The 14,951-nt window shown below is 40.8% G+C and carries 15 protein-coding genes; all 15 read right to left on the reverse strand.

The features are described from left to right. Positions 1 to 247 precede the first annotated feature (247 nt). The gene (gene copZ, locus H7U04_RS04110; protein WP_002891592.1) at positions 248 to 451 is read right to left on the reverse strand and encodes a copper chaperone CopZ; all 204 of its coding nucleotides are present in this window, start codon (positions 449 to 451) and stop codon (positions 248 to 250) included. Positions 452 to 525: 74 nt separating this feature from the next. Beyond that, entirely contained in the window at positions 526 to 2,754 is a 2,229-nt protein-coding gene (locus H7U04_RS04115; protein ID WP_201059337.1) for a heavy metal translocating P-type ATPase, read from the reverse strand. Positions 2,755 to 2,757: 3 nt separating this feature from the next. After that, entirely contained in the window at positions 2,758 to 3,189 is a 432-nt protein-coding gene (locus tag H7U04_RS04120; RefSeq protein WP_037599213.1) for a CopY/TcrY family copper transport repressor, read from the reverse strand. Between the two features lie 728 nt (positions 3,190 to 3,917). Further along, a complete protein-coding gene (gene trpA / locus H7U04_RS04125) occupies positions 3,918 to 4,700 on the reverse strand; it encodes a tryptophan synthase subunit alpha (RefSeq protein WP_139723782.1) in 783 nt (260 codons plus the stop codon). A gap of 3 nt (positions 4,701 to 4,703) precedes the next feature. Continuing rightward, on the reverse strand, positions 4,704 to 5,912 hold the full coding sequence (gene trpB / locus H7U04_RS04130) for a tryptophan synthase subunit beta (RefSeq protein WP_084915374.1): 1,209 nt from the start codon (positions 5,910 to 5,912) through the stop codon (positions 4,704 to 4,706). Further along, on the reverse strand, positions 5,909 to 6,490 hold the full coding sequence (locus H7U04_RS04135) for a phosphoribosylanthranilate isomerase (protein WP_201059339.1): 582 nt from the start codon (positions 6,488 to 6,490) through the stop codon (positions 5,909 to 5,911). Before H7U04_RS04135 ends, trpB begins: the two co-directional genes overlap by 4 nt. Beyond that, positions 6,477 to 7,244, reverse strand: coding sequence for an indole-3-glycerol phosphate synthase TrpC (gene trpC / locus H7U04_RS04140; RefSeq protein WP_201059341.1), 768 nt, complete (start codon positions 7,242 to 7,244; stop codon positions 6,477 to 6,479). The genes H7U04_RS04135 and trpC overlap by 14 nt, the downstream gene beginning before the upstream one ends. Then, complete coding sequence (gene trpD / locus H7U04_RS04145) at positions 7,241 to 8,245, reverse strand: anthranilate phosphoribosyltransferase (RefSeq protein WP_201059343.1); 1,005 nt, start codon at positions 8,243 to 8,245, stop codon at positions 7,241 to 7,243. The genes trpC and trpD overlap by 4 nt, the downstream gene beginning before the upstream one ends. A 90-nt stretch (positions 8,246 to 8,335) precedes the next feature. Further along, positions 8,336 to 8,902, reverse strand: coding sequence for an aminodeoxychorismate/anthranilate synthase component II (locus tag H7U04_RS04150; RefSeq protein ID WP_201059345.1), 567 nt, complete (start codon positions 8,900 to 8,902; stop codon positions 8,336 to 8,338). Next, a complete protein-coding gene (gene trpE / locus H7U04_RS04155) occupies positions 8,899 to 10,254 on the reverse strand; it encodes an anthranilate synthase component I (RefSeq protein WP_201059347.1) in 1,356 nt (451 codons plus the stop codon). Before trpE ends, H7U04_RS04150 begins: the two co-directional genes overlap by 4 nt. Positions 10,255 to 10,330: 76 nt before the next feature. After that, complete coding sequence (locus H7U04_RS04160) at positions 10,331 to 10,612, reverse strand: chorismate mutase (RefSeq protein WP_201059349.1); 282 nt, start codon at positions 10,610 to 10,612, stop codon at positions 10,331 to 10,333. A gap of 504 nt (positions 10,613 to 11,116) precedes the next feature. Then, the gene (locus H7U04_RS04165) at positions 11,117 to 11,779 is read right to left on the reverse strand and encodes an ABC transporter ATP-binding protein (protein ID WP_014632717.1); all 663 of its coding nucleotides are present in this window, start codon (positions 11,777 to 11,779) and stop codon (positions 11,117 to 11,119) included. A gap of 1 nt (position 11,780) precedes the next feature. Then, on the reverse strand, positions 11,781 to 13,808 hold the full coding sequence (locus H7U04_RS04170; protein ID WP_201059351.1) for a DUF1430 domain-containing protein: 2,028 nt from the start codon (positions 13,806 to 13,808) through the stop codon (positions 11,781 to 11,783). 129 nt (positions 13,809 to 13,937) lie between these two features. Next, complete coding sequence (locus H7U04_RS04175) at positions 13,938 to 14,234, reverse strand: lactococcin 972 family bacteriocin (RefSeq protein WP_201059353.1); 297 nt, start codon at positions 14,232 to 14,234, stop codon at positions 13,938 to 13,940. Between the two features lie 318 nt (positions 14,235 to 14,552). After that, complete coding sequence (locus H7U04_RS04180) at positions 14,553 to 14,903, reverse strand: PBECR2 nuclease fold domain-containing protein (protein WP_110981280.1); 351 nt, start codon at positions 14,901 to 14,903, stop codon at positions 14,553 to 14,555. Between the last annotated feature and the right edge of the window lie 48 nt (positions 14,904 to 14,951).

Here is a 14,951-nt window from a genome sequence, read left to right on the forward strand (position 1 = left end):
TGAGATTTTGATGTTTATTTTTTCATATTCTTTTGCTTTCCAGAGTTATCTTGCTTTACCATGTTACCCCTATTCACTGTTAACACTCTCATGACTAATATTTACACCTATTTTTAAGAGATCTATCTAGACATGAAATCTATCTTTACAAGTGCTAACTTAATAATAAAACTTTATACGAAAATAAATTCTGTTAATTTTATAAAATCATAGAAAAAAACAGCCTAAGAGCTGTTTTTTTCCTGTCTTAAATTTCATCACCAAGTTCGAACTTAGTGCCTTTGAGGGCACGTTTGAGAGACCACTTCCATGGTTTCCCTTCGATAGTGACTTGTTTGTTTTCGAGGTCAACTTGAACCTTGTCTACGCCTTTGACAGCAGAAAGTTTTTCAGTAACAGTGTTGACACAGCCTTGGCATTTCATTCCTGTGATGTTATATGTTTTTGTCATTTTTCTTTCTTCCTTTTCTTTAATTATTTTTTTAGTACACTCCTTTAATGGCGAGAGTTGTAAGCAATCGACACTTAGACTTTGCGACGTTTGAGGCGCAGAGCATTGAGGACGACTGAGACAGAGCTAAAGCTCATGGCAAGTCCTGCTATCATTGGGTCAAGAAGGGGACCTCCAAAGAGGTGGAGGACACCCATAGCTACTGGGATAGACAAGATATTGTAGATAAAGGCCCAAAAGAGGTTCTCTTTAATCGTTGTGATAGTCGCCTGACTAATTTTCAGAGCCTTAACGACATCCATGAGGTTGGGTTTCATAAGGACCATATCGGCACTTTCCATAGCAATATCTGTCCCTGATCCCATGGCAATACCGATATCGGCAGTCGCAAGGGCTGGGGCATCATTGATACCATCACCAACCATGATGACTGATTTTCCTTCTGCCTGAAGGTCGCTAATCACCCTAGATTTCTCTTGCGGAAGCACTTGACTGATAACGCGTTTGATGCCAACCTTTTGAGCGATAGCTTGAGCTGTTTGGTCATTATCCCCAGTCAACATGATGACTTCCTTGCCCATTTGATGAAGGGCTGCCACCATATCTTCACTATCTGCTTTAACCTGATCGGCTACACCAAAGAGTCCAATTAACTTACCATCTTCAGCTAGGAAAATAGGAGTTTGACCATCGGCCGTCAAGCTTTGGAAATCAGCTTGTGCTGAAGTCAAGTCGACTTTTTCCTCAGCCATAAGGGTTTGATTTCCAGCTAGATAAGTTTTACCTGCATAGCTGGCAGTAAGACCTCGTCCAGTCAAACTTGAAAAGTTATCCATCTCTAACAAGTCCAAGTTAGCATTTTCTGCTGCTACAAGGATGGCTTGACCTAAAGGGTGTTCGGACTTGGCTTCCAAGGATGCCAAAAGCTGTAAGGTTGCTCCACTATTGTCATAGGTATAGCTAGAAACCAACTGAGGTTTACCCTGAGTAATAGTTCCTGTCTTGTCAAAAACGAGGACATCAGCCTTGTGAGCTAGCTCGAGCACATCCCCACGCTTGTAGAGAATACCGTGTTCGGCACCAAGGCCTGTACCAACCATGATAGCTGTCGGTGTCGCAAGACCCAAAGCACATGGACAAGCAATAACCAAGACACTAACTGCTACTGTCATAGCGAAGGTAAAGGTTTGTCCCATGACAAAGTACCAAAAGAGACCTGAAACAAGTGCGATAGCCATGACAACAGGAACAAAGATCGCTGACACTTGATCGGCAATCTTGGCAATCGGTGCCTTGGTTTGTTGGGCATCCTCAACCAATTTAATGATTTGGGAAAGTAAGGTGTCCTTACCAATCTTTTCAGCCTCATAAATTAAGCTACCTTGACCATTAATAGAACCTGCAAACACTGGCTTACCAGAGGATTTTTCAATAGGGAGTGACTCCCCTGTAAGCATACTCTCATCAATCGCAGAGCTACCAGAAATTACCTGACCATCCACGGCTATCTTTTCCCCAGGTTTGACCACAATATGGTCACCAAGAACAACCTCATCCACAGGAAGCTTGACTTCCTTACCATCCCGAAGGACGGTTGCCTCCTTGGCTGACAAGTGCATGAGTTTCTTGATAGCTTCTGAAGTTCGACCTTTAGACAGGGTTTCAAAGTATTTTCCTAGAGTAATCAAGGTCAAAATAACAGCCACTGACTCAAAATAAAGTTGGTGGGCGTGATGGGCATGCCCCAATGAAATATGGTAAGTACCATAGAGACTATAAAGAAAGGCTGCCGATGTTGCCAAGGCTACCAAGGCATCCATGTTAGGATGACCCTTGGCCAAGGTACGAAAACCATTACTATAGAAGGAACGGCCCAACCACATGACTGGTACTGTCAAAACTAGTAGCACCAAGGCATAAGTCAAGGCTGCATGGTGAGGAGACAAGAAGTTTGGCACAGGTAGACCAACCATTGGGCCCATAGCAAGATAAAAGAGAGGAATGGTGAAGACAGATGACCAAATGAGGCGCTCACGTACCTTGTGAATTTTGTCTTCTTCACGCTCTTCCTGGCTTTTGGCTGTGTCTGGATTGTAAACTTCAGCTTCATAACCAGCGTCAGCCACAGCTTTTTCAATAGCTTCTGGACTAACCTTATCCCCAGCGTAATCCACAGACATTTTTTCGGTGGTTAGGTTAACCACAGCCTTGTCCACACCATCCAACTTATTAACAGCATTTTCAACATTGGCTACACAGGATGCACAGGTCATCCCATTAACCACAAAGGTTTCTTTTGCCATTTCCTATATCACCTCCATATGATGCCCACAAGCACATTGACCAGGCACACAGTCACAAACCACCTGATCCACAGGTTCTTTTGCTGCAAGCACGGCCTGTAACTTATCCACATCGGCCTGGGTCATCGGCGTCTTTGCCATGAGTTGACCCAACAAATCGCTATGTTTGGTCAAACAAATCTTGTCAAAAACAGCTTCTAAAGCCTGAAAATTCGCCTCATCTTCCCCCAAGCTAGCTTGATAGATAAACCCTCGTCCTTGACGCTGACTAGTTAGGTACCCCTTGTCCGCCAAACGTCCAAGCAAGGTCTTAACTGTCGAAGGCGACCAGTCTAGCTTCTTAGATAGAATTGCTATAATCTCTGAAGAAGTCGCCTGCCCCTTAGCCCAGAGCACTCGCATGACTTCCCATTCCGCAGATGAAATTGTCAGCATGATAGTTCCTTTCTGAATGTTATCATTCGTTTACTTTTGTAGATTTATTTTAACACTGCTGTGGAGATATGTCAAGGGTTTTGTTTACGTTTGTAGATTTATCTTTAAAAAACAAACACCACCTAAGAGGTGCTACACTTTACTAAGATAAGATTGAGTTGACGAGGCTACGTCCAAAATCCCTGCCTTCAACATACAAAAATTTAAACATGCCTAGGTAAATAACAGCCAAATAAATAATCATAAAGAGTATTGCTAGAGCTTTCTTGTGTGATAGAAAGAATGAAAAAATATGATTAATCATGTTCTGTGATGCCTTCTCTTCCTTTCTTTTTAGTTATAAAATCATTCTATAGCTTCCAAAAAGAAAAAAATAGTGACATAAATGTCACTAAACAGGCTTATTCATTCAATACGAGATTTAACCCTCAGCTTAACCCCTTATAAAGATACAAGGCACCAACCACAAGGAAAATCAGTGCATAGTGATTCTCTCCACGATAGAAAAATAGTAATGCTCCTATTAAGAAACAGACTCCTAGCATTACCCTTAATGATACTTTCATTTGTCTACCTTCTTTCTATAAGTAAGATGAAAATAAGAACAAGAGATAAATGGAATTGCCACTCCACACTCATAGTATAATACTGGAAACTAAGAAAATCAAAATATCCCAAAGAATGATTTTGATGAAAAAACACTCCCCATTTCTGGAGAGCATCGTCTTCTATTTTTCAAAATGTGAACCGAATGTAACAAATTCAGCGACTTCTTTTTCCTTACCGTCGTGGAAGTCACGGACGATTTTTGATCCTACGATAACACCGTCTGATACAGCGTTAAAGCGTTTGATATCGTCTTCAGTTGACACACCAAAACCTGTGAGAACTGGAATGTCTGCATGGGCAGTCAAGTTAGCCAAGTGTTTGTCAAGGTCATCACGGTAATTACCAGTCTTACCAGTGACACCATTGATGGCAACGGCGTAGATAAAGCCTTCAGCACCATCAATCAACTGTTTTTGACGGTCAATACCTGTAGTCAAGCTCACCAGAGGCACGAGAGCAATATCACTGTCTTTCAAATAAGGGGTGATAAAGTCAGCGTGTTCATCTGGCAAATCAGGAATAATGAGCCCCTTGACAGATGTATCTGCCAGGTCCTTAACAAAGGCTTCAATACCATATTGATAAACTGGGTTGATGTAGGTCATGATAACCAAAGGCACCTGTGTTTTTTGTTCTTGAAGCTTCTTGATGATAGCTGTCAAAGTCACATCTTTAGCCAAACTACGTTGTCCTGCTAGTTCAATAACAGGGCCGTCAGCCACTGGGTCAGACCATGGAATACCGACTTCGATAGCTGAGACACCACTATTTTCCAAGAGAGCAATGGTCTCAAAGAGTCCGTCTAGGCCTTTAGCGTGGTCACCCGCCATGATATAAGGCACGAAAATACCGCGTTTACTGTCTTTGATAGCTTGTAGGTGTTTTGTTAGTGTTTTTGTCATGGTTTATTTCCCTTCTGCTTCAGCTTCGAAACGTTCTTTAACCTGCATAACGTCCTTGTCCCCACGACCTGAGAGGCAGACGATAAGGCTTTGGTCTGGCGACATCTTAGCTGCCACTTTTTGCGCAAGCGCAATGGCATGGCTAGACTCAAGGGCTGGGATAATTCCTTCCAAACGTGACAGAAGTTTGAAACCTTCGAGAGCTTCTTCATCTGTAATAGAGTCGTAAGTCGCACGTCCAATTTCGTTGAAATAACAGTGCTCAGGACCAACCCCTGGGTAGTCCAGACCAGCCGAGATAGAGAAGGCTTCCATGATTTGACCATGAGCATCTTGGAGGACATCCATAAGCGCTCCATGAAGAATACCTGGACGACCTTTGGCAAAGGTTGCGGCATGTTTTTCAGTATCAAGACCCAAACCAGAAGCCTCAGCACCATACATGGCTACTGATTTATCATTAACAAATGGGTAGAACATACCGATAGCATTTGAGCCACCACCGATACATGCCATCACAGCATCAGGCAGTTTACCGCCAGAAATCTCTGCGTATTGACGTTTGGCTTCACGACCGATGACAGATTGGAAGTCACGGACAATTTCTGGGAATGGTGCAGGACCAAGGGCAGACCCCATGATGTAGTGAGTGTCATCAATACCTGCTACCCAAGCACGAAGGGCAGCATTTACAGCGTCCTTAAGCACGCGCGAACCATCTGTAACACTGAAAACTTTGGCACCAAGCAACTCCATACGGAAAACGTTAAGCGCCTGACGTTTAACATCTTCCTCACCCATATAGATTGTACAGTCCATGTCGAAAAGGGCTGCGGCTGTCGCTGTTGCAACACCGTGTTGACCTGCACCAGTTTCGGCGATGATTTTCTTCTTGCCCATACGTTTGGCAAGCAAAACTTGACCAAGGGCATTGTTAATCTTGTGGGCACCTGTGTGGTTAAGGTCCTCACGTTTAAGATAAATTTGTGCCCCACCAATATGATCAGTCAAACGTTTAGCGTGGTAAAGAGGCGTCTCACGGCCCACATAGTTTTTGAGGAGATCATCCAATTCCGCTTGGAAACTTGGATCTTCCTTGGCCTCACGATAGGCCTTGTCCAATTCAATAACGGCTGTCATCAGCGTTTCTGGAACGAACTGACCACCGAATTTTCCGTAAAATCCTTTTGCATCAGGTTGTTGATATGTCATGCTTTCACTCTTTCTATAAATGCTTTAATCTTATCTAAATCTTTGTGACCATCTGTCTCGACACCTGAGGACACATCCAAGGCATAGGGCTGGAAAGTTTCCTTGGCCTCTGCCACATTGTCCACAGTCAAGCCACCAGCGATGAAATAGTCCTGCTCAATCTGCTTGTCAGCCAAGAGCTGCCAGTCAAAGGTCTGACCACTACCAGCAATAGGAGCATCAAAAAGAAGATAATCCGCCTGGCTCTTGACTTGAGACTCACTATCCGAAATCTGAATAGCTCTAATAACTGGTACTGATATCTTTGGAATCAGAGCTTCATCAAAAGTTCCATGAATCTGAACGATATCTAAGGGAACCTGATTAATCGCTTCTTCCAGCTCCTCAAGACTAGGTGAAACAAAGACACCGACGATTTTTGTCTGCCCTGTCACCCCTTTAGCCAGCCCGTGAGCTTGTTCAAGACTCACTTGACGCTTGCTCTTGGCGAACACAAAGCCAATGTAGTCAGCACCTGCTTCAACTGCAGTTGCTACTGCTTCTGGTGTCGACAGTCCACAAATTTTAACCTTTGTCAATTTGCAACTCCTTGACCTTTTCAGCCACATTGTCAGCCGTCATAAGGGCAGTTCCTACCAGAATCCCATTAAAATATGGGGCAACAAGGGTAGCATCCTGACCTGTGAAAATAGCTGACTCAGAAATATAAACAGGCTTGTCCTTGAAATGCGTTGATAACTCAAGACTGGTATTGATATCTGTCTCAAAAGTGACCAAATTACGGTTGTTAACGCCGATGATTTCGGCACCAATACGATGAGCCACTTCCAATTCTGGCAGATTATGCGTTTCAACCAAGACTTCCAAGCCAAGGCTAGTCGCAAAATCATAGAGCTCCTTGAGACGAGCTTCTGGCAAGGCCGCTACAATCAAGAGAATGACTGTCGCTCCCGCATTACGGCTACGCACAATCTGTTTCTCATCAATAATGAAGTCCTTAGCCAAGGTTGGAATAGCCACCTGTGACGAAATTTCTTTCAAATAGGAAATATCACCCTTGAAGAAAACCTCGTCCGTCAAAACAGAAATCATGGCTGCCCCATTTTCCTCATAGGTCTTGGCCTGATCCACAATATCCACATCCAGGTTAATATCACCCATACTTGGACTAGCTTTTTTCACTTCAGAAATAATTTGCAGCTTGTTTTGATTTGACTTGAGAAACTCATAAAGACGATAGGTCTGGCGCAAGGGCTGCAAATCTTCCATGACCAACTGGGCCACTTCTTTTTCTTTTTGTTCTAAGATTGTTGGGAGAAAGGCTTTACTCATACTTGTACCTCTTGGAGTTGACGAAGTTTAGCTAGGGCTGAGCCATCCGCAATCAATTGGCGAGCAAGCTCAACACCTTCTTTAATGGTCGCAACCTTACCATTGGCAAAGAAGCCAAGACCTGCATTAAGCACTGTTGTTTCAAGATAAGGACTGGCTTCATTTTTCAAGACACTAAGAAGAATCTCTGCATTTTCCTTGGCATCTCCACCTGTGATATCAGACAACTCAACCTTTTCCATACCCAAATCTTCATAAGTGAAGGTGTGCTGACTGATGTGACCATCTTCCAAAAGGGTGTAGGTGTTAGTGCCATAGAGAGCAGCTTCGTCCATATTGTCAGGACCTGTGATAATAACTGCACGTTTACGTCCCAACTGTTGGATAGCATTAGCAACAATCTCTTGCAATTCCACACGGTAGAGGCCCATAAGTTGTGTCTCAAGGTCAAGCGGATTAGCCAGTGGTCCGACTAAGTTCATAATCGTTGGAATCCCAAGAGCTTGGCGAGCTGGACCGATAAAACGCATGGCTGGGTGCATGGTTTGGGCAAAGATAAAGGCCAAACCAACCTCATCAAGTGCTTTAGATAGGGTTTCTGGTGACGCCGAAACATTGATTCCAAGGGCTTCAAGGACATCTGCCGAACCAGATTTAGAGGAAATCGAACGGTTACCAGCCTTGGCCATACGAATACCACCTGCTGCTAAGACAAAGCAAACCGTTGTTGAAATGTTAAAGCTATAAGACTGGTCCCCACCAGTTCCACAGTTACACATAGCATCTGTGAAGGTCTCAGGCAAGACCGTCGCATGTGATTTGAGGGCACGCACAATACCTGTGATTTCATCTGCTGTCTCTCCCTTAGTTTTGAGCCCCATAAGGAAGGCAGCGATTTGGCTTTCTGAGACTTCATTTTTGAGAATGCGGTCAAAGACTGCTTGGACTTGGTCTTGAGACAAGTCTTGTCGGTTTGAGATTTGTAGGAATATTTCTTTCATATCTGTTTTCCTTTTAAAAATGGTTCAAAGTTTTCTGATGCACGAGGAGATGTTCTGAGCGTAGACCAATTTAGTCAAAAGACTGACCAACTAGCCTGCAACGATTTTCACAAAATTTTCAACCATCTTGAGCCCATCTGGACTTCCGATGCTCTCTGGGTGATATTGCAAACCGTAAATTGGTAGCTCCTTATGTTGAATGGCCATGATTTCTTGATCATCAGTTGTGATAGCTGTCACATCAAAGCCCTCTGGCATTTGGTTAACAACGATGGAATGGTAACGCATGATTGGGACATCATTGTCAATATCCTTGAAAATTGGCGATGGCGTTTCAAAAGTAATATTGCTTTGTTTGCCATGCATGACATTCTTAGCCAAGCCAAGTTTACCACCAAAAGTTTCCGCAATAGCCTGGTGCCCCAAGCAAATTCCCATCATCGGTTTTTTACCAGCGAAATCCTTTATCAAGGCTTCCATTTTACCCGCATCAGCTGGCCAACCTGGACCCGGTGAAAAAACTAGCCCATCAGCTTTTTCTGCCTCTTCATAGAGAGTCTCATCATCGTTACGTAAGACTTTCACCTCTGTAAATGTCCCTAGGTATTGTGCCAAATTATAGGTAAAAGAATCATAGTTATCAACTAATAAAATCATTGGGCATCTCCTATTCTTGTCATAGCTTTCGCCTTGTTAATCGTTTCGTAAAATTCATTTTCAGGAACACTGTCATAGACAACACCTGCACCTGCCTGAACATAGGCTTTTTGATTTTTGAGAATCATAGTACGGATAGCAATGGCAAAGTCCATATCTCCTGTCGCAGACAGATAACCAATAGCTCCCGCATAAATACCACGTTTTTCTTGTTCAAGCTCATAGATACGACGCATAGCACGAATCTTAGGCGCTCCCGACACGGTTCCAGCTGGTAGGGTTGATTTAAGAGCATCTAGTGCTGTCAATTCAGGCAAGAGTTGCCCTTTAACCACACTGGTAAGGTGCATCACATAGCGGAAATACTCAACCTCCATATACTTGGTCACCTTGACCGTACCATTTTTAGCAATCTTACCAATATCATTACGCCCCAAGTCAACCAACATACGGTGTTCCGCAGTTTCTTTAACATCATGTGAAAGTTCATCCGCCAAGGCAGCATCTTCAGCATCATTGGCACCACGAGGGCGAGTCCCAGCAATCGGATTGGTGACCACCTCTCCATTTTTTACTGAAACCAAGCTCTCTGGACTAGCACCAATCACCTGATAATCTCCAAAATCATAGAAATAAAGGTAGTTTGATGGGTTGGTCACGCGCAAGTTACGGTAGTAATCCAAAGGGTCTCCCTCAAAGTCCGCTGAAAAGCGTTGACTAAGCACACATTGGAACATATCTCCCTCACGAATGAGTTTCTTAGCCTTAGCCACCATATCCATGAAGACCTCTTTTTCGATATGATTTGAAAATTGCAAAGCTTGCAAGGCCTGAGGTGTAAACTCGTTTGGCGCCTGAGTCTGTAGGCTCGTTACCACCTGCCCCAGAACTTGACGCACCGCATCGTTATCACGACCAGAGTAGATATTGTCCTCAACCACATAAACCTTTTCTTTTTTATGGTCAAAAATCAAATAAGACTCATAGATGAAGAAATGCATATCAGGTGTTCCAATCGTATCTTCAGGAATCTCACCGATATTTTCATAGAGACCAATCATATCATAGCCTGCAAACCCGATAGCACCACCTGCGAAAGGTAGGTCAGACTTGATGCCCTTAACTGTTACTTGGTCCAAGTATTCGAAAGGATCCTGATCAATCGCCTTACCATTTTCATAAAGAACACCATCCTTGAAGGTTACTTCAAAGACCGGATTGTAGGCAACAATAGAAAAACGTGCATTTTCCTTCTCACGAGGAATAGATTCAAGGATAACCTTATGTTCCCCCTGAACACGCATATAAGCCAAGATTGGTGTTAAGGTATCGGCTGGTAAAATTTTTCTCATAGTATTTCCTTTCAAACTGGTTTATCGAGAGTAATAAGACTGATACAAGACTCCTTTATAGGATGTATCGGCACCATTATTGTTCTTTATTCACTTTCTCTTCCAAAGCAATAAAGGCTTGAATCATGCTTCGCCAAACACTTTCAGCCACATCTGGCGATAAGCCAAGCTCTAGTGCCTCCTTGCGACGGTTAGCTATGACTTGAGCAACACGATCATTCGCCCGGACTGCGGACTTATCTCCTTTTGGCTTCAGCCGCCCTGCCTTTTCCACAAGTATTTGACGTTGGGCCAGGAGTCGAATTAACTGACTATCAATATTATCAATGTCACTTCGAATATCGTTTAATGCATCCATAATACCCAACCTTTCATTGAATAATGAAATAATACTTCTTTAAGGTAAATAGACCTTTAAAGATAAAAGTAAACAAAAAACCTCACAGAGAAAAACTCTGTGAGGGCATTAAATCTAGTTTAACACGGTACCACCTCAGTTAATGGTCTCAAAAAAACGACCATCATCTCTATCTCCTCTAACAAGGAGTTGCACGGTAAGGGGTGCCAACCGAGAAGAATATGTGTTGCCTTCTCATTATCATCCAATCAGCCCAATGTTCGCTCATCTCGATTACCTACTCACAATCACCGCAGGCTCCCTGAAAATCTAAGACCAGTTACTTTCTGATTTACTAACTATTGTACTCCTTTTTAAAAAGATGTCAAGAATTTTCTGTTAATTTTGACAATTTCAACGACCCAACTGACTTTATTTCTTACATTATATGGTATTTGCATCTCCTCAGGATATCTTATGAGAATATGTCAAGATACCTCTTAAACTAGGTTATCGATATTAAAACTAACTAATATCGTCGTTAGAGTTGTTATATCGAATCTTATTTAATCGAATTACTTGATCTGCTTGTTCCCAAATACCTGGATTATGGGTAGCAATAATAATGATACGATTTGGATTTTTTAGTGATCGAATTAAGTCCATAATTTCTTGAGCATTATCAGGATCCAAAGAAGCTGTTGGCTCATCAGCTAGTATGATAGGAGGATTTTTCAAAAAAAGTTTAGCCAGAGCAACACGCTGTGCTTCTCCGCCAGATAGTTCGTAAATTTTTTGATTAAGATTTAAATGTTCCAGATGAACATCTTTCATCACTTTTTCTTTGCATTCTTGAATATCATTCTTTCTGAGTTTCTTTCCTACCAACCCCAAATCCAGGTTGTAACTTATACTATCATTTTCAATAAGCCCAAAGTTTTGAAACAAATAACCCAAATAATCACGATAATAGACTTGAGATTTAATCTCTTTCAAGTCTGTATCATCATAAGTGACAGAACCACTATCATAAGTCTCTAGTTTTGCCAGAATATTTAAAAGAGTCGTTTTCCCAGAGCCACTTTCTCCGATAAGCGCATATATCTTTCCTTTATCAAAAGATAAATTTAAATCATCAAAAATAACTCGCTTACCAAAATATTTGCTTAGTTTCTTAATTGCAATCATATTACTTTCCTTTCAAAACACTGGCTGAAGTTCTACTCTCAGTAAGCGTCTGTTTGTATAAAATGGTAAACATGTTGATAATAAACAAGGAAACTATAAGTAAACTCATAATCAAATGATGAGTCAAGAAAATCAAAAACACAAGTGCAACACCTAAAACACAGATTTGTGAAAAAAGATAGTTAAAATGCACTTCTTCAAACCTCATACCAGATAATCGCTTGATAAAGATTTCTTTTCTAAATTGCTCAAAGTAAAGAAGGTTCATACTGTCAAATAAAAGTATAGAGGTCAATAAACCTAATAAAACACCAATTAATAGAAAAGCAAGGCGACTACGACTCTCTGAAAGAATCTTATAGTAGCTATTACGATTATTAGTCAAATAAGAAACCCACTGATAAACACCACCTTGTTTAAGTAAATCAATGCTATCCTTATAGCCCGTCATGTGTAGTCCTGAACCTACTTCTGTTCCCCAAAATAACTGACTACTTGGTGTATCTCCCATTGCTTCAGGAGTAGTCACAACAATAATAGGATCATTAAGGAATTGCATAGGTATGTCACTATCTGTATTGTACAAAAAACGCTTTTTCTTATCTTTTACGAATTCGGTAGAGACCGATACCTTAAATAAGTGATGACTATGAGGATTTAGACTACGACTTGAGAAACCTGACATATATTCTGAATATATACTCTCTAACTCTTTCCTACTACTCTTCAACTTCTCTGGAATTATTAATCCAAATTCGCCACGCTTAAGTTTTTTCATTTGTGCTAAAAATTCATCGGAGACACCAACATTTTGCTTTTCCAAGTAATTAGGTGAAACATAAATGGTATTCCCATTAGGTACATAGTCTGTTATTTTAACCCCATTAGCTATATTTGATACTAAGAACTGACGTAAATTTGTTTTTACAAATAGCCCTTTATCATCCTTTAGAGTACGATTTGCGAAGTCATACCAAGACTTATTCTGTTTTTCTTCTTCCTTACCTTGTGTAAAGGCAGAGCTATAACTATAAGATAGCTGGTAGTAATTTCTATTTATAGACCACTCTTCTTTAGCACTATTTAATTGCACAAAATCTTGATAACTATTCAACAACGTACCTACAGTAATACCAACAACTACAATTGCAACGAATTGTCCAAAGAACATCACTCCTAGAAGTCTTCTTAAGGGGAGGCGCCCTCTCATAACTTCAACTAAAGAAGTTGCTTTTAACCCTAGTAGATATATTAAACTTAACCCAAGAGAAATAAAACATAGCGCAAAAAAATATAAAGTTACTCCTGTAAAATAAAGTAATATAGGCAAAGATTGCAAAATCCGAAAATGCCACAAACCTACTCCCCCAATAAGAATAGATAAACAATATGCAATCAATAACTGCCTAGCATCAACGATAAATGATGATAACATTACTTTCATCATGCTTTGCCCTGAAACAAGCTTGATTCCAGCATCCCTTAAATCCTTTATTCGGTAAATCAATACTAGTGAAGCAAAGGTCAACAGAAATAATGCGAAACTAATAAGTGAAACCTCATTCAATAATATTGTTAAAAGCAAAGACAATATTGAATAAGAAGAAAAATCAACCGCATTATAGCCAAGCTGACTGAATGTCGAGATAAGTTCTGCTCCCTTTAAATCACCTGAGACAATTAGATAGTTACTAACTATATCACTGCCTTCAGCACTCTCCTGAGAAGCCCTTTTTAAATTAGAAGGTGGAGAAACGTGTCCGTAAAACTGATAACGAAAATCTATTTCACCCTTTTCATTTGGTTGAACAATCCGTCTAGCAATTAAGCTATTATGCTCATTAGCTAAATTAGTTAAAGCATCTGTTACTTCCTTACGATTAGATACCTTATGATCAGTCAAAGCCTGACCAGTCACATCTACAGCATTATAACTCGAAAAAGATATTTGCTGATTTTGTTGAACAATCATTGTGACTAAGTAGCAAGAAAACAGGATAGTCGAGATGAATATAAAAACACGTTTCATACAAACCTCCTAAACGGAACAATTATATATCTTTGTATTGAAATAAAGTTTACGGTCGAAAATGGAACCATTACAAGGAAACAAAAACTAGGTTGACATATTACATTCAACCTAGTCACCGTTACTTAATTAATTATAGTTATAGTAAAAGGCAGCCTGCTCGCCAAAAGACGTTTTAATAAAAGCATACGAAGTCTGACCGGCATAAGCATAGGCCTTACTAGATTTAGAGGTCCAACGACTAACTACAGTTGAACTATGATATTTCGAACCATGATAGTAATTCGAAAAAGCACCACCGTTAGAAGCCCCGTAAGTCCAAACACCACCACCTGGATACTGCGTAGCTGCAACAACTCCAGACAAAGTCCCAAAAGAAGTCACAGCAAGAGCCAAAACCATTAACGATTTCATATTTTTTCTCATAAGTATTCTCCTTAAAGTAATTGCGATGAAGGAAATAAAATGACATAAACTATGCATAACATTTCTAAACCTTCAGAAGTCAACTGTTACATTAAGTAAACGCTTACTTTTAAGGCTATTATATACAGTTTTTTTGTTTTTATCAATACACTTTTGGTATTTTTGTAAGAATTAATATCTTTACTATACAAAAAAGCCCCCAAAGGGACTTCTTGGTTTGATAAACAACGGCAGGGTGACAGTCCTGCATCTCTTTCAGACCCGAAGGTGCGGCGGCTGCCTCTTCCGCCCTCGTTGTTACTTCTTAATTATATTATATCACATTTTCTTAGCTCTACCAGCATTTAGATAGTTTTTCAGCTTAGAATCTTTAATCACAAACATGGTACGGACATTAAGTTTATCACATAATCTGACAGCTACCAAAACATTACCATCAATACGTTTGATGTATTCCAAGGACTGGCCATTAGGATGGCGACCGATATAGTCCGGATGAGCAATAATCTCTGGAATACGTTCATAGGTGGCATCAAAATCACTGAATTCCTGGCGATGTTTTTCCATATGCTTCTTACGTTGTGTAGACAGCGTGATTTCTTCACCAGGCTTGTAATCCAAATCAAAAGCTTTAATAACTTTTGGTGTCAAGTACCCTACTATTTTCATGCTTCTATTGTACCACACCTCATACACATCAAGGCTTTTCCTACTGTT

The sequence above is a fragment of the Streptococcus sp. 22.1 genome (assembly GCF_016648645.1).
Classification (GTDB): Bacteria; Bacillota; Bacilli; order Lactobacillales; family Streptococcaceae; genus Streptococcus.